At 40.3% G+C, this 21150-nt stretch carries 15 protein-coding genes; 9 read left to right on the forward strand and 6 right to left on the reverse strand.

Annotated features, from left to right (window positions below):
* Positions 1-2: 2 nt before the first annotated feature.
* From QT16_RS18925 to ttcA, 9 genes are all read left to right on the forward strand, one after another.
* Entirely contained in the window at positions 3-188 is a 186-nt protein-coding gene (locus QT16_RS18925; protein WP_024597380.1) for a CcoQ/FixQ family Cbb3-type cytochrome c oxidase assembly chaperone, read from the forward strand.
* On the forward strand, positions 185-1219 hold the full coding sequence (ccoP, locus tag QT16_RS18930; protein ID WP_039490091.1) for a cytochrome-c oxidase, cbb3-type subunit III: 1035 nt from the start codon (positions 185-187) through the stop codon (positions 1217-1219). Before QT16_RS18925 ends, ccoP begins: the two co-directional genes overlap by 4 nt.
* A 149-nt stretch (positions 1220-1368) precedes the next feature.
* Complete coding sequence (locus QT16_RS18935; RefSeq protein ID WP_002963075.1) at positions 1369-1860, forward strand: FixH family protein; 492 nt, start codon at positions 1369-1371, stop codon at positions 1858-1860.
* 8 nt (positions 1861-1868) lie between these two features.
* A complete protein-coding gene (locus QT16_RS18940) occupies positions 1869-4244 on the forward strand; it encodes a heavy metal translocating P-type ATPase (RefSeq protein WP_039490093.1) in 2376 nt (791 codons plus the stop codon).
* Positions 4241-4408, forward strand: coding sequence for a cbb3-type cytochrome oxidase assembly protein CcoS (gene ccoS, locus QT16_RS18945; protein ID WP_002963071.1), 168 nt, complete (start codon positions 4241-4243; stop codon positions 4406-4408). Before QT16_RS18940 ends, ccoS begins: the two co-directional genes overlap by 4 nt.
* Positions 4401-5072, forward strand: coding sequence for a sulfite exporter TauE/SafE family protein (locus tag QT16_RS18950; protein ID WP_039490095.1), 672 nt, complete (start codon positions 4401-4403; stop codon positions 5070-5072). Before ccoS ends, QT16_RS18950 begins: the two co-directional genes overlap by 8 nt.
* 70 nt (positions 5073-5142) lie before the next feature.
* Positions 5143-5880 (forward strand): FNR family transcription factor, encoded by a 738-nt coding sequence (locus QT16_RS18955; RefSeq protein WP_002963069.1) that lies wholly within the window; start codon positions 5143-5145, stop codon positions 5878-5880.
* A gap of 103 nt (positions 5881-5983) precedes the next feature.
* Positions 5984-6916, forward strand: coding sequence for a universal stress protein UspE (gene uspE, locus QT16_RS18960; protein ID WP_039490097.1), 933 nt, complete (start codon positions 5984-5986; stop codon positions 6914-6916).
* Positions 6917-7069: 153 nt separating this feature from the next.
* The gene (gene ttcA / locus QT16_RS18965) at positions 7070-7984 is read left to right on the forward strand and encodes a tRNA 2-thiocytidine(32) synthetase TtcA (protein WP_002963067.1); all 915 of its coding nucleotides are present in this window, start codon (positions 7070-7072) and stop codon (positions 7982-7984) included.
* 82 nt (positions 7985-8066) lie between these two features.
* Here the strand turns inward: ttcA and QT16_RS18970 are convergent, their stop codons facing one another.
* The 6 genes from QT16_RS18970 to recC all read right to left on the reverse strand — a co-directional run bounded on the left by QT16_RS18970 (position 8067) and on the right by recC (position 21055).
* On the reverse strand, positions 8067-9128 hold the full coding sequence (locus QT16_RS18970; RefSeq protein WP_039490100.1) for a hypothetical protein: 1062 nt from the start codon (positions 9126-9128) through the stop codon (positions 8067-8069).
* A gap of 217 nt (positions 9129-9345) precedes the next feature.
* Positions 9346-10416, reverse strand: a complete 1071-nt coding sequence (locus QT16_RS18975; RefSeq protein ID WP_039490101.1) for a hypothetical protein — start codon at positions 10414-10416, stop codon at positions 9346-9348.
* Positions 10417-10700: 284 nt separating this feature from the next.
* Complete coding sequence (locus QT16_RS18980) at positions 10701-12026, reverse strand: methyl-accepting chemotaxis protein (RefSeq protein ID WP_039490104.1); 1326 nt, start codon at positions 12024-12026, stop codon at positions 10701-10703.
* A 119-nt stretch (positions 12027-12145) separates the two neighbouring features.
* Positions 12146-14194 (reverse strand): exodeoxyribonuclease V subunit alpha, encoded by a 2049-nt coding sequence (gene recD, locus QT16_RS18985; RefSeq protein WP_039490107.1) that lies wholly within the window; start codon positions 14192-14194, stop codon positions 12146-12148.
* A complete protein-coding gene (gene recB / locus QT16_RS18990; protein WP_039490109.1) occupies positions 14191-17769 on the reverse strand; it encodes an exodeoxyribonuclease V subunit beta in 3579 nt (1192 codons plus the stop codon). The genes recD and recB overlap by 4 nt, the downstream gene beginning before the upstream one ends.
* Positions 17756-21055, reverse strand: a complete 3300-nt coding sequence (gene recC, locus QT16_RS18995; RefSeq protein ID WP_039490111.1) for an exodeoxyribonuclease V subunit gamma — start codon at positions 21053-21055, stop codon at positions 17756-17758. The genes recB and recC overlap by 14 nt, the downstream gene beginning before the upstream one ends.
* Between the last annotated feature and the right edge of the window lie 95 nt (positions 21056-21150).

Raw genomic sequence — 21150 nt, forward strand, 5'->3', positions numbered from 1 at the left:
TTATGGATTACGGAACATACAGAGGCATTTTGACTCTGGTAATTTTAGTATTGTTTATTGTGATTGTTGTATGGGCATACAGCAAGCGTAGCAAAAATCGTTTTGATAGCGCTGCTAATGCCATTTTCGAAGATGAAAAAAAACATAACAACACACTCTCTAACGAGGAAAAGGAGTCTGAAAAATGACTAGCTTTTGGAGTATTTGGGTTATTGTATTAACCCTTGCATGCTTATGCATCATCTTTGGCCTATTAGTTTGGAACTTAAAAAACTATGCTGGCGTAAAAGAAGGTGAAAGCTGTGGACATGAATTTGACGGCATTGAAGAGCTAAATAATCCACTACCAAAATGGTGGACTTACATGTTTTTCGCAACTTTTATTTGGTCAGTATATTACCTTGCAGCTTACCCAGGTTTAGGCAACTGGGAAGGTTTAGGTAAATGGACTAGCTCTAACCAAGGTATTACGTCTTTAGCTGAATCTAAAAAAGCAGTTGCAGAGGCCAAAGCAGAAGGTCGTTTTGTTAAACTTGATAAAGAGTATGAAGCTGCAGAAGAACGCTTTGGTCCTATTTTTAATCGACTTGCACAGGTGCCGGTTTTAGATTTAGTTAATTCTAAGTTTGAAGGTGACGCAGCGCAGCAAGTTGCTCTTGAAAATGGTGACAAACATGAACAAACAGATGGTCAATTGGCCATCGAAATTGGTCAGCGTTTATTCTCACAAAACTGTGCGCAATGTCACGGCTCTGATGCACGTGGTGGAACAGGCTTCCCTAACCTAACTGATAAAGATTGGTTATATGGCGGTACACCAGACAAAATTAGAGAAACACTGCTTAATGGTCGTATAGCTGCAATGCCAGCTTGGGGCGATGCTCTTGGTGAGCAAGGCGTTAAAGAAATGACTGCACATGTGCTGAGTCTTTCTGGCCGTACTGTTAACCAAAAAGATGCTGCCGCAGGTAAAGCTAAGTTTGCTATGTGTGCTGCATGTCACGGTGCTGACGGTAAAGGGTCGGTTGCACATAACCTACCATTTGGCGCGCCTAACCTGACTGATAACATTTGGTTATACGGTGGTTCTCAACGTGCTGTTGAAGAAACACTTAACCACGGCCGTGCTGGTGTAATGCCTGCTTGGAAAGACATTTTAGGTGAAGATAAGATTCACTTATTAACAGCCTACGTTTACAGTTTATCGCAAGATAAATAAGCACGCGGTTAATAAAATGTTTATAAATTAATTTATTTAATTCAATAGATTAATCCAGATCAAAAAAGCCTCCAGTCGGAGGCTTTTTTTTAGTCTTTTACGTATAATTCCTATAAAATAACGCTTCCTAAACTAATTTTAGAGACACTATGCAACCTACTCCGTGGTATAAAAATTTTTGGCCTTGGTTTTTAATCTTTTTTCCGTTAGTTGCCATTATTGGCTGTATTAGCTTATTTATTACGGCAATAGGTAACGGCCCAGATATGGTTGTTGACGACTACTACAAAAAAGGCAAAGCAATAAACTTAGAACTGACTAAGTTTGAAAAAGCAAAAGCACTTTATTTACATGGCGAATTAAATGTAACCAACGAGCGTGTAAGCTTTAAGTTTACAAAAGGTGACAGTAGCAACGTGCATGTTTTAAAACTTTCGTTTTACCACCGTACTATTAAAGCGCATGACTTTGAGGCCACACTTACACCTAATGCCAATCAAGAATTTACTGCATTACTTGATAAGTATACGCCAGGTGCATACTCTGTATTTATTGAGCCAATTGATGGCAGCTGGAAACTAAAAGAAAACATTGTTCTACCGACGGCTGAAACCGTTTTAGTTACTCCTAACTATAAGTAATCATTACTATGTCTCACTCTTGCTTTCATTGCCTTGAAAGTGTGCCAAACGGATTTAGCGCAAACGTTATAATTGACGATATAGCCCAGCCAATGTGTTGCATTGGCTGCCAAGCAGTTGCGCAAAATATTGTTGATCAAGGTATGACTGATTATTATAAATACCGAACTGTTCGCGCAGGCAAGGTTGAGCAACTGGTACCTGAGCAACTCGCATTTATAAAAAGTTATGACAACGAAGACATTCAAGATGAATTTATAGCCACTAACGATAATATCTCAGAGGTATTGTTGAGTGTTGAAGGTATAACTTGCGCAGCGTGTGCATGGCTTATCGAAAAACAACTCTTAAACTTAAAGACTGTAAAACGGGTTGATGTAAATACATCCACCAACCGCGCGATGATCCAATGGGATAAAACCAACACCCCATTGAGTGAAATTATTACTTCCTTAGCCAAAATTGGTTATAAAGCCTACCCATTTCAATCAGATATTGAAGCTCAACAAAAGCAACAAACTGCCAAAGCCTATATTCGCCGCTTAGGTGTTGCAGGCTTAATGACCATGCAAGTTATGATGTTTGCGTTTGCCATGTACTTTGGCATGTTCTCAGGGATGGACAGCAATTTTGAGCAGTATTTTAGATGGATCAGCTTAGTACTTGCCTCTCCGGTTATTTTATATAGCGCACTGCCCTTTTTAACCAACGCCATAAATGGCTTAAAAGCAAAACAGCTCAATATGGATTTACCCGTATCGCTGGCTATTTTTGGTGCGTTTGGCGCAAGTTGTTACGCCACATTTATGCAAGTCGGCGAAGTATATTTTGAATCTGTATGCATGTTTACCTTTTTACTTTTATTAGGTAAGTATCTTGAATTTAGAGCACGTTTAAAAGCGAGCGAATTTACTGCCAACTTACAAAAATTATTGCCATTAACAGCCCGCACCATTAACGAAAGTGGTGAAGAACTTATAATTGCAGCCAAAAAACTAAAACTTAATGACGTAGTACTCATTAAAGCGGGTGAAACAATCCCTGCCGACGGCGAGCTTATTAAGGGTAAAACTACGGTTGATGAATCAATGATGACGGGCGAACACCAACCCGTTACAAAATTTATCGGCCACAATGTCTACGCCGGTTGCGTTAACCACGACGGCGTTATTGAAATAAAAATTAATAAAATTGGCCAAAATACACTTTTAAATCAAATTATCCGCTTGCAACACAACGCATTAACTAAACGCCCTAAACTGGTTGAAATTACAGATAAAGTTGCGCAATGGTTTATAGCGTGCCTGCTTATATTTGCTTCACTTACAGCTATTGGCTGGTACCAAATTGACCCTGAACACGCATTTTGGATCACCATTTCGGTTTTAGTTGCTACCTGCCCATGTGCCCTGAGTTTAGCCATACCAACCGCACTTACATGCGCGGTTGCAACCTTGACCCGTAAAGGCGTATTAATAAAACAAGCGCATGTGCTCGAAACACTCTCACAAATTACGTTATTTGCCTTTGATAAAACAGGCACACTCACCCAAGGTAAATTTAGCCTTGATGAAGTAGATATACTCGATAAGCAATACACAAAAGCGCAAGTGCTAGATATGGCAGCTATGTTAGAGCGTTATTCTGAGCACCCTATCGCCAGCGCATTTGATGAAATGACCCCTGCTCACCACAATCTTAATAACGTTGAAGTGCATCCAGGTCTGGGAATTAGCGCACAAGATGCAAACAATCATTATGCAATTGGTAAAAGTGGTTGGTTTGATAGCAAAAAATCAAATTCACAAGCAAGCTTGTATATAAATAAGCAGGTTGTTGCACGTTTTTACTTTATTGATAAAGTAAAAAACGATGCTAATAAACTTATAGACTCACTTCAATCGCAAAATTTAACGTGCCATATGTTAACTGGTGACGCATCAGATGCTGGGCAAAAAGTAGCTAAACAACTCAACCTTGAAAGTGTGCAATCTGGGTGTTCGCCACAAGATAAACAAACAGCCGTTGAACAATGGGCGTCACAAAACGAAGTTGTAGCAATGGTCGGCGATGGCGTAAACGACAGCCCTGTATTTGCCAGCGCGCATTTATCCATTGCAATGGAAACCGGTGCTGACATATCAAAAAATAGCGCCGATGTAGTGCTTCTTAATAGCGATTTAGCTTCAATTGATCATTTACTCAATGTGGCAAAACAAACCAGACGTATTATTAAGCAAAACCTTGCGCTGTCTTTATTGTATAATGCGTCCATATTACCATTGGCAGCGCTGGGCTTAGTCGCTCCGTGGATGGCTGTTATTGGCATGTCTGCCAGCTCAATTATTGTGATCAGTAATTCACTAAGGCTATTAAAGTTATGAGCATAATTTACATTTTGATCCCCATTGCCATTTTGTTTGTCATTATTGCTATAGGCGTTTTCTTTTGGGCCGTAAAAAGTGAGCAGTTTTCGGATTTAAACAAGCAAGGTCATAGTATTTTGTTTGAAGATGACAAAGAGCAACATAACAAAAGTAATGATTGACCCTCTTTACACCAGCGCATTTTTAATGGGGCTAATAGGTAGCGGTCATTGCATTGCCATGTGTGGCGGGATTGCAAGCTCATTACAACTGGCAAGTGATAAACGCAAAACATTTACCTATTCATTTGCCTATAATACCGGGCGTGCACTGAGCTACATGGCAGCAGGTGCACTTGTTGCTGGTATTAGCAGCCAATTTGCTAGGCAAAACACATCTTTTTCTTTAGCACTTTCATTCATTGCAGCTATTTTTATGCTCCTAGTCGGCGTGTATATAATGCGCTTGGGTCCTACGTTGCAATGGTTAGAAAAAATTGGTAAAACCTTAGTGTGGCAACACATTGTTAAGCTAAATAAATACTTAATGCCTATTAACTCCCCTTTTAAAGCTCTAGGTTACGGTGCTTTGTGGGGATGGCTTCCATGCGGACTTGTATACTCAGCACTTACATGGGCGATGACTAGCCCAAGTGCCCTAGACGGTGCTTTAGTGATGCTTTGTTTTGCTTTGGGCACTTTTCCCGCAATGATCACGTTAGGCGTTACCGCACAAAAACTAAATAGTATTATTAACCACCCTTGGACCCGAATTGTATTGGGCAGTGTTATAATCTGGTATGGTATCTACTTATTGATAATTGCAACTGACAAGCTGATACAATAACCTATTCGCAGTATTAACCTTTTATGGTTATTTTGCAGTCGTGTGTATAAAAATTTAAACGGATTAAATTATGGATTTCTCTCAAAGTCGCGCTAAAGGTAATTGTGCTATTAGCTGTAATAACTGCAGTATTAGTCAATTGTGCTTGCCATTTTCACTCAATGGCCAAGAAATGGATAAGCTAGACGAAATTATTGAGCGAAAAAAACCACTCCATAAAGGCGATTATCTATTTGAATCAGGCGCGCCTTTACAGGCTATTTATGCTGTACGCTCTGGCTCATTTAAATCGTACACATTATCAGAGCAAGGTGATGAGCAAATAACCGGGTTTCATTTAGCGGGTGACTTAGTAGGCTTTGACGCAATAAGCAAAATGGCGCACCAGAGTTTTTCACAAGCACTTGAAACGTCAATGGTGTGCGAAATACCATTCGATACCCTTGACGAACTTGCTGGTAAATTACCAAAACTTCGTCAACAAATAATGCGCTTGATGAGCAGCGAAATTACATACGATCAAGAAATGCTGTTATTACTCAATAAAAAATCAGCAGAAGAACGCTTAGCTAGTTTTATTTATAACTTATCAGAGCGTTTTGGTGAACGTGGTTTTTCACGCAAAGAATTTAGATTTACCATGACTCGCGGTGAAATAGGTAACTACTTAGGCCTTACCGTAGAGACCATTAGCCGTTTATTAAGCCGTTTTCAAAAAGCCGACTTAATTAAAGTAGAAGGTAAATTTATTACAATTTTAGACAATGATGCCTTAGCTAAAACGGCAGCAATCGTTAAGCCTCGCTAAATTAAATAGTTTGATTTAGAACAACAATTTATATGCTACCCCTTTAACTGTTTTATATTTGCGTTACACTAATTGTACACCCGTTAGGCAAATGGAGTAGCATATGAACACTATTAAACGCATTATTGCGGTTATTGACCCTACCAAAGACGATCAACACGGTTTATCACGTTCAATAGACTTAGCCAAAAAATCTGGCGCAAGTATTACCGCCTTTATGACGGTTTACGACTTCTCTTATGAAATGACAACGATGCTATCTGGCGATGAACGCGAAGCAATGCGTGATGCCGTACTAAAAGATCGCCAGCTATGGCTTAACGATTTGGTTTCACCTTACAAAGATATAAATATTGACACCCAAGTGGTTTGGCATAACCGCCCTTATGAGGCCATAATCGATACTGTAATTGATCAAAAGTATGATTTAGTAATTAAAGGCACACATCAACATGGTGCACTTAAATCCGTTATTTTCACCCCTACCGACTGGCATTTAGTACGAAAATGCCCTGCCCCGGTGTTGTTTGTTAAAGAAATGGCATGGCCAGCAAACGGAAATATTTTAGCTGCTGTAAATGCGGTTAGTGAAAACGAAGAACATGTAGCACTTAATAAACGGGTAATTAAAGACGCACAATTTTTATGTGAACTTGCCAACGCAAAACTTAATTTAGTTAATGCTTATCCTGCAACGCCCATAAATATAGCAATCGAAATTCCTGAGTTTAACCCTGGACTTTATAACGAATCAGTTAAAAAACACCACATTGAATCAACCAATGCACTTGCTGCTGAGTTTAATTTAAGCCAAGAGCAATGTTTTATTGAAGAAGGCCTACCAGAGGATGTAATCCCTGATGTAGCTAAGCGGTTAAATAGTGAATTAGTAGTTATAGGTACCGTTGGTCGTACAGGCTTAAGTGCCGCTTTAGTAGGTAATACAGCAGAGCATGTAATTGATAGCCTTGACTGCGATGTACTGGCACTCAAGCCCGATGGTTACGTAAGCCCGATGGCAAAGAAACTAGATTAATTAAAAATTTAGCAAGTAACAAACTGGATATTACTTGCTAAAAATACCGTGTTTAATTACATCCTAAACTCGCATATTCAGGTGGTTTGGGTATAATACGCCCCTTTATTTTTAGCGAATAACTTTGCTGTATTGTTTTACTAGGGGGCGTAATTGTCACACTCAGATCAAGCTAAAGCTCAATTTAACTTAAATAAGCTACAAAAGCGTTTACGTCGCCAAACTGGTCAAGCCGTTATGGACTTCAATATGATTGAAGAAGGTGACCGTATAATGGTGTGTTTATCAGGTGGCAAAGACAGCTACACAATGCTTGAAATGCTTCAACATTTGAAACGCGTAGCACCTATAAAGTTTGATCTCGTTGTTGTAAACCTAGATCAAAAACAACCAGGTTTTCCTGAGCATGTTTTACCTCAGTATCTTGATAAATTAAATGTTGAATACAAAATTGTAGAAGAAGATACCTACAGTATTGTTACTGATATTATTCCTGAAGGTAAAACAACCTGCTCACTTTGCTCACGACTGCGTCGTGGTATTTTATACCGCACAGCAAATGAGTTAGGCGCAACTAAAATAGCCCTTGGCCACCATCGTGACGACATGATTGAAACGTTGTTTTTAAATATGTTTTACGGTGGAAAACTAAAAAGTATGCCGGCTAAATTAATGAGTGATAACGGCGAGCATATGGTTATTCGCCCACTTGCATACTGCAAAGAAAGCGATATAAGCCAATACGCATTTGCACAAGGTTATCCAATTATTCCGTGTAACCTATGTGGTTCGCAAGAAAACCTACAGCGTAAACATACAAAAGCAATGCTCGCTAAATGGGATGCTGAGCACCCAGGCCGTATTGAGAGTATTTTTACAGCAATGCAAAACGTCGTGCCTTCACACTTAGCTGATGCTGATTTGTTTGATTTTAAAAACTTACAAACAGGTGAAGTCATTGATGGTGGCGATATAGCTCTTGATAAGCCAGACATTCCTAAAGTGCCTGTTACTAATGAGCTTGATGAACAAGAAGCGCCAAGTGTAGTTACTATAAACCTAAGCTAACATATCTAAGCTAACAAATTTAAGGGGGTTGTATTTATGTACAACCCCCTTAAATTTACCAATTCAGCATTGCGTTGTCTTTTTAACTCTCAGCTAGGCCTTGTAAAAACTCCAAACTTAACTTTTCTTGTGCATTAGTCTGATACGGCAACTGCTGTAAACTGTCGTACGAGAAATCGTTTATATCAAAATGGCTTATTTCACTATTCCCAAAGCTGTTACGCTCACCTGGGCTTGGCGACATTCTTTCTATTACAAAGTCACTTAAGCGCATATCGGTAACGCCCTTAGGTAATACTGACCAATGAGCTTTTAAGTCTACGGTTTGACTCCCTTGCGTTAAGCGTTCCTTAGATACCAAATGGGCAAGTGGTGTATCACCACTATATAAATTCGCCCTAACACGATACAAACCACTTTTTATCACCGTTAAATTAGCTGGCATAACCATGTTTTCATTTTGAGCATAAGCAATTTCAAAACCTGTTAAAGTAGCACTTGGCGGCATATATTGAATTTGCGCAACTACGGGTACTTTTTTACCGTCAACATCGCCCTGCACATACACTTGCAAACTACGAGGGTAATCTTCATCTTCTTTAAATGTAATAATTGCCTCACCGTCACGCGCATTGCCCGTATGGGTATTTAATACTTCCTTTGTATCAGTATTTGCAAGTTCAACGACCACTTTACCAAGCCCTTGAGCGCTTACCTTTATTGTTATTTCTTCTGGATATACAAAACGATATTGTTTGAGACTGACCGTTAAAGCATCGCCGCTTTCACCTATGGGGCTCGACACAGGATAAAATTGATTTGGCTTTAATCGATCTTCATCTAAAGGACTTAAAGGTTGGGAATAAGGAGGAAACTTAAGTGCACTTTCGTATTGCATCACCACTTGCTGCGCTGCTTTTGTTAGGTCTTCATTAAACGCAATTTGCTTTTTTGATTGTGGTTTTTTAGCTTTAGGCACATCTATAGGGATCACTTTTACAGGCGATAAGTCAGGTGCGTTCGCGCTGTGTTTAATCTGTGGTTTTATTGGCTCAGCAACTTTATGAGCATCATTTTTACCAGTAAACCATAGCGAGAATAAAATAGTGCTAATAATTAAAGCAACGACATAAAATTTTTTCATTTTTATATTTCAATCTTTTATAAGGCGTATAGTTTTTAATACCAACCTGCTTATATATGGGGTCTATTTAATGTTAAGAAAATTACGCTAGAACTAGGCAAAAATTTTTGTATCTAGTTATTCTAAATAAAAAATTTTTAACGACGTTATAGTGGAATTTAATTCGTTAAATTGATCAAAGATTTATGCAGATTGGTATAACTACGCGCCTTCTATGTTATGGAATCACATTATAAATAAGTGCTGATGCACTTAAATTATTTGAATCCTTAATATAACGATATTGTTTTTTCCAAAACCAACTACCTGTAGTTTTATCAAACGTATTAAACCCTACGTTATTACCTTCAACATTTACGTTATTCATGGCTATTGTGACATTACCTTTACGCTGCGCGTTATGTATTTCGTTATGGCTATAACTGTCACTCATCATCATTGGATAATGATTTGGCATAAAGCTACTAACAGCATCACCTTGCGATTTTAAATGGCCATCTGTATCAATACTGCTGCTACAACTTCCAAACGAGCCAGCCGAACTTGCACCACATGAAGAGTGCGATGCTACAACCGAATCATCATTACCTTTTAAAAATCCACCTGTTAAACCTAAATACGCATTACCATCTGCCACAAAGCGTAATCTAGGTGTACGTGCATCAGGAAATGGCGATATTTTACGGGCATTATTCACTTTTAAATCGTGTAATACACCAACAGCTTCGGTTACATCGCTCCCTAGCCACCATTTGAGTGCTGCATCGACCGCAAAGTTCCATGATGCGCCAGTTAAAGCACTAACTGCTACATCAGCCAGCTCACTTCCACCGCCCGCGCCTGCTAAATCAAACGTCGCAACAATATTAAGCGGCTGTAAGCCTGCGTTTTCTAACCAGTTTTCTTGGTTATCAATAATATGGCGTGCAACTAAGTCGCCTGTTGAATGTGTTACAAATACACAGCCATCACTGCATAAATTAGAGCGTGAAATTTGCTTTAACTTTGGCCACACCCAATCGGTAGCAATTTTACCTTCAATACGTTCATAAGCAGGCCAATCAATTCGCTCATCTGCACGATTATTCCAGTACGATTGCCAATATGTTTCACCGTCATTAATTACATCACTACCCGACTTATTGGTTATTTGCGAAGTTTGTAACCCGTGAATTAATATAATTTTGTAGTCTTTACTCGCAGCAGAAAAGCTCATTAGCATAGCAAGCCCAGCACCAATTAGGTGACTTGGTTTAATTAATGTGTGTGTGCGCTTAGTGTTGTTCATATAATTCCTTAATGTTGTGTACGTAATATTTTATTATCATTTAAGGTATTCATACTAGGCCTTGTCAGCCTTGGCGTTCACCAGTATTAGGAACAAAGAACAAAAATGCAACAATTTATTATCATTTATAGGAATGAAAAAACTTATTACTTGTTATTTAATGGGTTAATAAAGAATAGTTGTTAAATTTAAAATTATCAGGGGTGTTTCGAGTGTAATATTGGGGGGTTAGGTTGAGCGGGTACCGGTAAAGGTGCCCGCTTTAGAATAAGAACGTAACTAATCTAGCCGTTAGCTTTGAGTTCACTGGTAAATTGCCCAATCGCATTAACAACTTCTTGTGCGCCTTGCTGAATTTCCTGCATCACATCACCCGACTCTTTAGATAGTGCTAAACCTTGCTCTGCTTTTTCTTTACCTTTTTCTATTACAGCCACCGTATTTTGGGTTTGTGATTGATTACGCTGTACTACTTCTACTATTTCTTCTGTTGCTTTTGATGTACGAGATGCAAGCAATCGAACCTCGTCTGCAACAACAGCAAAGCCTCGACCTTGCTCGCCAGCTCTAGCCGCTTCAATTGCGGCATTTAGTGCTAATAAATTGGTTTGCTCTGCAATACTACTAATACTTTGTACAATACTCGATATTTGTTGCGACTGCTGATCAAGCGCTGAAATTTCACTTGCAGCTTGCTCCATGTTAATAGCCAGCTCGGTCATTACTGTAACCGTATCTTGTATAACGCTCGCGCCTTGCTCTGCTTTTTTATCCGTTTGGGTTGAGGTGCTATAAGCAATTTCGGCAGCCTGAGATATCGCAATTTCTTGATTTACTTGCTCTGTAATAACTGTTGCAAACTTCATTACTTTATAAAGCTCATTCGCGTCATTTGAGATTGGGTTATATGACGCTTCTAACCATACAACATTGCCGTATTTATCAACACGCTTAAAGCGCTCCGCTATAAACTGCCCTTCTCTTAATTTAGCCCAAAACTGTTGATACTCTTGGGAATTATACTCTGAAGCTTCACAAAATGTGCGATGGTGTTTTCCTATTAATTCACTTTCTTGATAACCCATTGCTGATAAAAACTGCTCATTTGCTTTTAAAACATGGCCTTCTAAATCAAATTCAATTACAGCCATAGAGCGATATATCGCTTTGATAGTGTCGCTTTGCTCGCGGGAAGCCGTAATTGTTTTTGTAAGCACACTCCCGAATATAGAAAAATAGAGCAACTGATCTTGCTCCCCTTTTACAGGATGTACTATTAAACGTAACCATTCAGCTTTACCATCACCGCGCGCAATTTGTAATGCACCGCCCCAATGTCCTTCTTTTTTTATAGCTTGCTGTAGGCTTTTAAATTCTGAAGATTGACGAGATGAATCAGTAATAAAATCATCAAAAGAGTTATTAGTAAGATCGTCTTCGTTGTAGCCTAAGTTTTCTAAAAACCTATCGTTGGCGTGCGAAATTCTGCCATCATAGAGAATGTTCAGTACTAACATCTCTCGGTAAAGCCCTTCCCACACTTGTCGTAACGGATAGAGTTCTGCTTTTAAAGAGGCTATTTCATTTTGCTTATTTTTAGAAAAAAACATTAATATCCTTACTAACACATTCAATATAAAATTAATTTTAGTATAGAAGACATTTATAATAACGCGATAAATAACAAGCAGTTTGAAGCTAAATTATTAATCAAAAATACAAACTAAGCTTAAAATTGTAACCTTTCATATAAACCAGATGCTCTTGATACGCTCTTATTCATTGCAAGTTGCAGTACTTTTTTGTCAGCCACCAGCTCAAACTTATTTTTAGCGCGGGTTATTCCCGTATACACTAATTGCCTGTTAATACCCATGCGCGCTTGTTTTAGCGGTGGCAGTACCATAACGGTGTAACTAAACTCTGAACCTTGTGACTTATGAATAGTCATTACGTATACTTTATCGTGTGCAGGGAGTCGTGCTGGCGAAAATGCTCGTTGATTACCTTGCTCATCAATAAATATGGCTTTGAGCTGATTACTTTCATCGGGCATTAAAATACCAATATCGCCGTTAAATAACTTAAGCTGGTAATCGTTTTGGCTCACCATAATGGGCATACCTGTATAATGATGAGTATTAGGGCTAACTGTTATTAAACCTTGCTGTTGCAATACGCGCTCTATTCGCTGATTTAAGCTATGCACGCCGTAATCGCCCTCTCGTACCGCAGCTAAAAGCTGATAACTAGCAAAAGCAGCATGCACCTGTGCAACATCTGCACCTTGGGCAATTAAGTTAAGGTATTTTGCATAATGACTTGCTGCACTTTTAACAAGCTTTTCAATTGGTTTTGCTACAAAGTCGTAATCTAAAATTACATCGTTAAAACGCCCTTCAATACTTTCTTGCTCAACGTAATTTAAAATACCGGTGTTATTTGTGTTTACCGCAAGTGCGAGTTGGCCAATGCCGCTTTGTGCATCAAATCGATAACTGTGCTGTAAAAAGGCAACGCAATCTGCGAGTTTAAATTCACTCACGCTTTGCGCTACGAGCTTAGGCTCATTATTAAAACATAAGCTATTTAGCTCATCACAGCGTGCTTGCGAGTAGCGTGGCGTTTGCCCAAGTGTTAAACCTTGGCAAAAATCACTCATCACGCTGCCGGTATCTACCGAGGCAAGCTGATCTTTATCACCTAGGAGTATTAATCTCGCGTGCGTAGGCAATGCTTCTATTAATTTAGCCATCAGCGATAAATCAACCATACTGGCTTCGTCAATAATCAGCACATCTAAATGCAGCGGATTGCTTTTGTTATGTCTGAATTTATTAGTAAACGGTTTTACGCCCAATAAGCGATGAATAGTTTGAGCGCTTTGCGGTATCAGCGTTTTTATATCATCAGGAATCGTTGTGAGCTTATTTTTAGCGCCCAAAATAGACTCACTTAAACGTGCAGCGGCTTTACCAGTCGGTGCCACCAGCTTAATGCTAAGGGGCGCGGTTTTATAAAGTGACTGTAAAATAGCCAGTAACTTAGTCACTGTGGTAGTTTTACCTGTGCCAGGACCACCCGTGATCACGCTAAAGCCTTTGGTGGCAGCAATCGCACACGCCACTTTTTGCCAATCAGTTTCAATTGCAGAATCAGCAGGAAAATAGGTATTTAAAAGTTCTGCCAATATTTCATTATTAATATTGAGCTTTCGCTCGCTCATACTTAGTAATCTATCTGCGAGTGTTTGCTCATAACCGGCAAGGCGCGCAAAATAAAGTCGCTCTTTAAACAGTTGCAGTGGTTTATTTTCGCCCACGCTTTCATGGTTTTGTAAATAACTAAGCGCTGTATGTACATTAAAGTCATCACTAAACGGGCTTAGCGTACTGGGTACATTGCCATCGAGTTTATTAAAGTCACTGTTGCGCAAGTTAAAAGGATTACTCCAATCAACCTCATTTAAAGTTAGGCAGCTATGCTGGCTTTGCTGCGATAAGCACAGCAATAAAATAATATAAAACAGCTCATTGTGAGTTTGCTCAATGCCATTAGCACACAGTAACTCTGCGAGCTTAACATCAACTACACGTAGTCGGTTTTGTGCTAATAAATACTCAAGTAATGGGACTTCGATAATCGTATTATTTAACACAATGTCCTCTAATGGGGCATCTTGTGCTACATTTTTTGAAGTAAGAGGCTCTACGGCTTCATTATTAAGTGTCTCGTCTATATCGTCAAACAAGCCAGGTTGCTCATTTAAATCGCTCATAGCATGGCTCCTTGGCTAAATAAGCCATCTAAAATAATCACTTGTTCTTCAGTTAGCTTTTTAAAGTACACGCCTTGCCCTGCCGGCATTCCTCGTAAAAACGTGTAATACACGCCGCCTAAATGGGTTTCTATTGAGTAATCAGCTATGCGTTGTTTTAATAAACGATGCAGTGCTACGGTGTAAATTAAATACTGTAAATGATACTGATGACTGCTCATCGCTTGCTCAAGCATATCGCCTTCGTAATCAGCTGGCATACTGCCTAAATAATTAGACTTATAATCTAAAATATAATATTTGCCTTGGTAGCAAAATATTAAATCGACAAAGCCTTTTAACAAGCCCTTTACGTGCGAAAATTCAAGCTTACTTTGCGTAAAGCCAAAATGTTTAATTAGCATTTCGTTTAGCTTTGGTGCACTTAAGCTCTCAAGTGGTAAATTAAATTCCATTTCGACTAGGCAATCTTTGGGTGTGAGCACACCCAATGAAAGAAGGCTGTTATCTAAAGAACTGTTATCTAGGGGGCACGCAAGCACATCAAGCACCCATTTTTCAGCCACTTCTCGCCATTGCTCACCTATGTGGTATTTTTCAAGGCTGCGCTTAACTACTTCAGATAAATTTTGCTCAGTATTAGTTGGGTGAACTATTGGGCTAGTAAAATCTATTTGTTCAAATATTTCGTGTAAACAGCTACCGGGCTTTGCCCCTTTAGGAAAACTATAAGGTGATGGTAGTTCGTCTTCTTGCACTGCAAACTCGTCTTTTTCGTGATCTTCATCACTTCGCCCTGGGGCTAATTGGTCGCTGTGCTTTTTAAAGCTCAATGCACTAAAGCTGGTTGCTCGCCAGTTACGCTCAATATTTGCCGTTACTTTATTAACACTTAACGTTTGCTGCGCACTTTCACTGTTATTAAAACAAAGTGTTCCCTGCTCTAATAATGTTTGTGATGTAAACTGCTGATAGCTCATCGCGCTGTTAGCGTCGCAAAACTCACTTAAATGCGTGCGCCATGTTTGGCTACTGGCAAGTTCAAGCCCTGCAAATAAAACATGCCCAAGTGCACTACTTTGCATAGCCAAGCGGCTACTTTGTCCTTGCCCAATGTTATAAACACCAAGCGCACAAAAATGTACGGCGCGAGTAAGTGCTACATAAAGCAGGCGTAAATCTTCAGCTAGGCGTTCTTGTTCTGCTTTTTGCAGGGCATTTTCGTCTTTACTTAAATCGTAAACTAGCTTGCCATTATTATGATAAAGCGCTTCTTTTGTTTCGCGATAGCCACTGGCAAACGGCATAAATACCAGTGGGTATTCAAGCCCCTTTGAGGCATGCATAGTGACAATTTTAACTAAGTTGGCGTCACTTTCTAGGCGTACCTGTACTGTTTCACCGTCTTGTTGGCTTACCTTTTGTGCAAACCATCGCAGCAAACGCAGCGTGCCTTCAAGCTCTATTTGTTTTTGCTGAAGTATTTCGCCCAAATGCCTAAAGTCCGTCAGCCAACGCTCAACGTTATATCCCAATCCTTGCCATTTAGCGCTTAGCTGATTGTGGCTCATTAAACGCTCAAGCATTGCCATAGCGCCTTGCTTGTTCCAAATGTGGCTAAGTTGTGCAAAAAAGTTTAAGTAGTCTTGCCATTTATTTTCATCATCGGCGAGTGCGTGTATTTCGTTATAACTTAAACAAAATAGTGGACCCGCTAAAACACCGCGCAGCAATGACTCGTCATATTGACCATGCAGCGCTGTTAAAAAGTTAAGTAGGTGATGGCTAAGCTCTTGGCTAAAAACGCTCTCGCGCGATAAATACACGCTGGCAATTTTGGCATCATCTAGCGCTTTTTTCATTATTTGTGCTTCAACACGGTCGCGCACTAATATACAAATATCGGCAGCGCTTACAGGGGTACTGCCAATACACGCATCCCCTTGTTTTGCTTTTTCAAGCAGGGTCACTATTTTATTAGCAAAGTGAGTGGCTAAATGTGCTTGCCCTACACCTTTGTTGGTTGGTTTGTTTTTTTCGTCTGCGGCTTCATCCACAAATACATTAAATTCGAATGCGGTCGCGGGTTTGCCATCAATTAAAAAAGAGTCTTCCGCTTTTTTACCTTTAGCAGCTACTGCGTTAAAGGGGATGGCGTCGTTATAAATAAAGCTGTTAGCGTGTTTGCCAAATAAACTATTAACGCTATTGACTATATCTGTGCTTGAGCGAAAGTTAGTACCCAGCGTAAATTGCTGATCAGTCTGTACAGCTTCTTTTGCGCCAATATACGTAAAAATATCTGCGCCCCTAAAGCCATAAATAGCCTGCTTGGGGTCGCCTATCATGGCAAGCGTGGTATTTTGTTGCCCATAAATTTTACTAAAAATACCGTACTGAATCGGATCGGTATCTTGGAATTCATCAATCATGGCAACCGGAAATAACTGCGCAATTTTGTGCGCTAGTACGTCGCCTTGCTCGTTATTAAGCGCACTATGTAAATTGGTCAATAAGTCATCTGGGGTGATCACGCTTTGCTCTTGCTTGCGCTTAACTATTGCGGCTTTTACCCAGCGTGCTGCATGTTGTACAACCGCTATTTTGAGCCCTTGGTTTATGGTGTTGTTAAGGGCGGCAAGCTCGTCAAACTGACTCAGTAATGGATGCACAAATAATGGCTGATTTTTTTTATAATTGCTCACATCGCTTAGGTTTTCTGTACTCCACACTTCAAACGAATACTTGCTAGTGCCAAATTCAAAAAACAAATCGCCGCCTAAACAAAATGCTTCAAGCGCACCAAGGCTGCCTTTTCGTGCTGGCGTTTTGGACCCGCTTAAACCCGAGCCTTTAATAGCACCGATAAACTCTTGCTCTAACACCGCTTTTTTAAATGCAGGCACACGGGTTATGTACTCGTCACGGGCTTTCCATACATCATCTAAATTTATTTGTGGTGTAATGTGCGCATTAGCTTTGTTTAAAATGCTCGCCACTTGAGCAAATAAAGACTCTGGTGCGGCAAATACATCTAAAATAGCATCGGTGCGTTCTTTATTAAGTGGGTATACAAACGCACGCCAAAAATCTTTAATAGTTTCGAGTAATATGTCGCGCTCATCTAAAATAAATTCGAGATTAAACGCCACACCCGACTCAAACGCATGTTGTTTTAGCATCCGCTGACAAAAGCCATGAATAGTAAAAATAGCGGCTTCGTCCATTGATTTAGCAGCTGCATCGAGCAAATCAAACGCGCGGTGCTTATCATCAATTTTGGCAATTACGCCTTCAATGAGTTCGTCGTTTGGGTCTTGCCCAAGCAATGCGTCGCGCGCAGCAATAATTCGGCTACGTACGCGGTCTTTAATTTCTTGAGTGGCAGCGTCGGTAAAGGTTACGACCAAAATTTGCTCAACACTGAGCGGCGTATTTAACTCACCTTCTATTTGCATACCTAGTAAGTAACGTAAATACAGCCCCGTAATTGTATAAGTTTTACCAGTACCCGCACTGGCTTCTATTAAGCTTTGACCAATGAGCGGCATAGTAAGAGGATTAAGCGCTTGCATGGTCACTCTCCTTTGCGTGTTCAAATAAAGGCGTGAGCAATTTATCACTCCATTTTATAAATTCTTCTTGGCAGTCGTTTAGCGATTGCACCGTTAAGCGAATATACGGATTTTCGCCCTCGCCTCGCCCTATGTATTGCGGGCTAAATTTGCTCATTGCTTTTGTTATATCGCCGCCGCTTTTAACGTATTCATAACCACTTACCGGAAAAAACGGCACAGGCTCCGCGCGCAGCGCTTTGTATAACTCAAACCAATCAAGTAACAATGCATCGGCATCAACTTTATTAATTGGCGCAAAGGTAATTTGCTTATCAAGCCCAAGTAACAATGTTTCTACTTGTTGATCCATACTTTGCGCTGCGAGGTGATAAATAAAGCCTTTAATTAAATCTTTCGCTTTAATACTCGCACTGCGGTAAAACACTTGTTTTTGCAAATACACATGATTGAGCCAGCCCTCTATTTTGGTGCCTTGAATGGTAAGCAAAACTTCTATCGGCTCACTTTTCCCGCCTTTAATGTGCTCTTTAACTTGACCTGCAAGCGCATCAACTCGGTGCTCCATACTCTCAAATATGAGGCTGCCTACATTGGCTTGAGGTAACTCACCCCGCTGCAGTATTTGCTCGGTACTTAGTGGTTGCTCGTTTATATTGGCTTTAAGTATTTCATCAAGGTAAAAATAACGGCGCAGTGCATCTAGGCTAAAGGGTTCTTCGTCTTTTGCTACTTCATTAAATTGTGGCAGGCGTAAGCCTAGTGTTTGTTGATAAAAGCTCTCTTGTGCGCTGCACACACTTCTAATAAACACATCGAGATCTAGCTGATCTGGCACAGTCACATCAAGCGCAATAACCGGCTCTGGTTTAATTGACTCACTTGGTAGCCAAATTGGATTGTAACTGTGGTTGCTCAGCACAGTATTGGTTTGCTCATCGGCTAAATAGTAATGGCTATTAAAGGGCTGTAAATGCTGCTGATTAATTAGACATGCGGGCAGCGTTTTTTCACTCTTTTCGTTTAATACAAAACTACGCCCAATATATTCTAACAGCTCACTTACAAGCGTTGATGGCATGCGCGGTTGGTTATCAAAACACGAGCGACCAATGTAACTCATGTATAAGTTGTCGCGGGCACTCAGTAGCGCTTCTAAAAATAAGTAGCGGTCATCTAATTTACGTGATCGGTCACCTTTTTGCTTTTTAGAATAAGGCACCAAGTCAAAACCAATGGGCTGTACGTTACGCGGGTAGTCAGCATCGTTTAAGCCCAGCATACACACCACTTTAAATGGCACGGCACGCATGGGCATAAGCGTACAAAAGTTTACTTGTCCAACCAAAAACCGCTGCCCTACGCCTTTTTCTTGAATGCCTTGTTTAACTAAGTAACTAACAATACGCTGCGAAACCGCTTTACTGTAATCGCCGTTGTCGTGGTGTTTTTGTAACTCTTCGAGCACGTTTTGAAGTACTAATAAATCCCAGCTGTCGTCGCTTTCACTTTCGTATATGGCGCTTAATAGCTCGCTTAAAATATGCGCTTTATTAGTGAGCGTATCATCGGGCGTTAGCTGCTCTTTAAAGCTTTGCAGTACATCAATAAAATGCACGAGCTTGTTGAGTGTATCAAGCGCCATGCCTTCTACTTCATCAGCGCTGTAAATACCGTTAAACGGGCATTGTTCGTCGCGCATGGCTATACCAAGCAGTAAACGGTTGAGCCCATGTTGCCAGGTATTTAAATCGATAGCGGGTAAATCAAAGCTGCTTTTATGCGCTGCGTTTATACCCCATTTTACCCCTACACGTTCAAGCCAATATTGAATTTGCTCGTATTCGTGCGCTTCAAGCCCAAACTTTTCGGCTATTTGCGTCACTTGTAATAAATCGAGAATATCCGACACACCAAAGCGCGAAAACGGTAAGTTAGCTAAACTCGCAAATGAGCTAAGGACGGGCTTTTCTTGCTCTATGGCTAAATCGGCCAATGCATAAGGAATAAAGCGGCTGCCTTGTGCCCCGCCAAATACGGCTTCAATGTAGGGGCTGTAAGTGCCTACATCGGGCATCATGACAATTATGTCTTTGGGAGTAAGCGTTGGGTTTTGATTAAATAAGTTAAGTAAGTAGTCGTGCAAGCGCTCAACTTCTCTAAGCGGTGTATGGCAATCGCTGAGCGTAATACTGGTGTCGGTTGCGCTGATTGGTAACTTACCTTCGTCGTTTATAAACCACTCTTTGTTATCTGTCAGCGATTCGCCTTTAAACGCAAGCTGATAAATCTCACTTTGTACTTGCCCTAGTAAGGTGTCGTCAAACACATCAATAAAACCATCAATCCAACGGGCATCTAGCTGTACGAGTTGCTCAAAATAGTCGCGGCCTAATTTACCCCACGACGATAACAACGGATTACCAATAAAGTAGTATTCTTCATCTGGATTGGTTTGTTTTTTTTGTTGCGCTTCCACCAGCGGCATTTTGGCGTATTTAGCGCTTATTTTAGCTGCTGTTTTTTCATCTATGATATCGCCCCAGTAGTGCTCACTTGGGTTAAAAAAGAATAATATAACCTCGGTTTTTTTACTCAGCGCTTCAAACACCTCAAGCTGGGAGCTGGCAATCGCCGATATACCAAATAAACTAATGCGTTGTGGCAGTAAGCTATTGTCCATCGTCTCAAGTGCTGCAAGTAATTGCCCTTGCATGTTAGCGCGATGAAATTGGCTTTGCACAAGTTCTTGGCTTAGCTTTACAATGCGTCGCCATAAATCAGGTTGCCATGGGGCAATGGCTACATCTACATCATCAAGCTCATCTTTGCCGCTATCCCATGTGGCTATCCAGTGCGGTCGGTACATTAAATATTGGTCGTACACATCGGCTATTTTTTCGCACAGCGCAAAGGTTTTTTGCCCGTCTATATCGCCCTCTAAATAGGTTTTTAGCGGCAAATAAAGCGGTTCATCAATGCAGGTTGGTAAAATTGCAAACAGTTTCCAAGCAAGGTTGGGCTTATTAAATGCCGACTCTTTAGGGACATTTGGCAGTAATTGCTGATACAACTGCCAAATAAAGCTCGACGGCAGCGGAAAATCAACCTGCGCTGCGACCCCTAAGTTTTCGCTCAAACCTATTTTTAACCACTGCGACATACCCGGCGATTGCACTAGCACTACTTCTTTGTCGAACGGGCTTTGCAATGGGTTTACTTTTAACAGCTGATGGAACTGCGCTTGCAGGGCTTCCATCCGGTTTGATTGAATAATATTTAGCATATAACACTGACCTTGCTTGAGATAAAACCAGTGTAAGATATTTTCAATATTAGGGGTAGCGCAAACGGGTAATTGGCTTTAATAAATCAGAGAGT

This window comes from Pseudoalteromonas distincta, assembly GCF_000814675.1.
In the GTDB taxonomy this organism is placed as follows: domain Bacteria; phylum Pseudomonadota; class Gammaproteobacteria; order Enterobacterales; family Alteromonadaceae; genus Pseudoalteromonas; species Pseudoalteromonas distincta.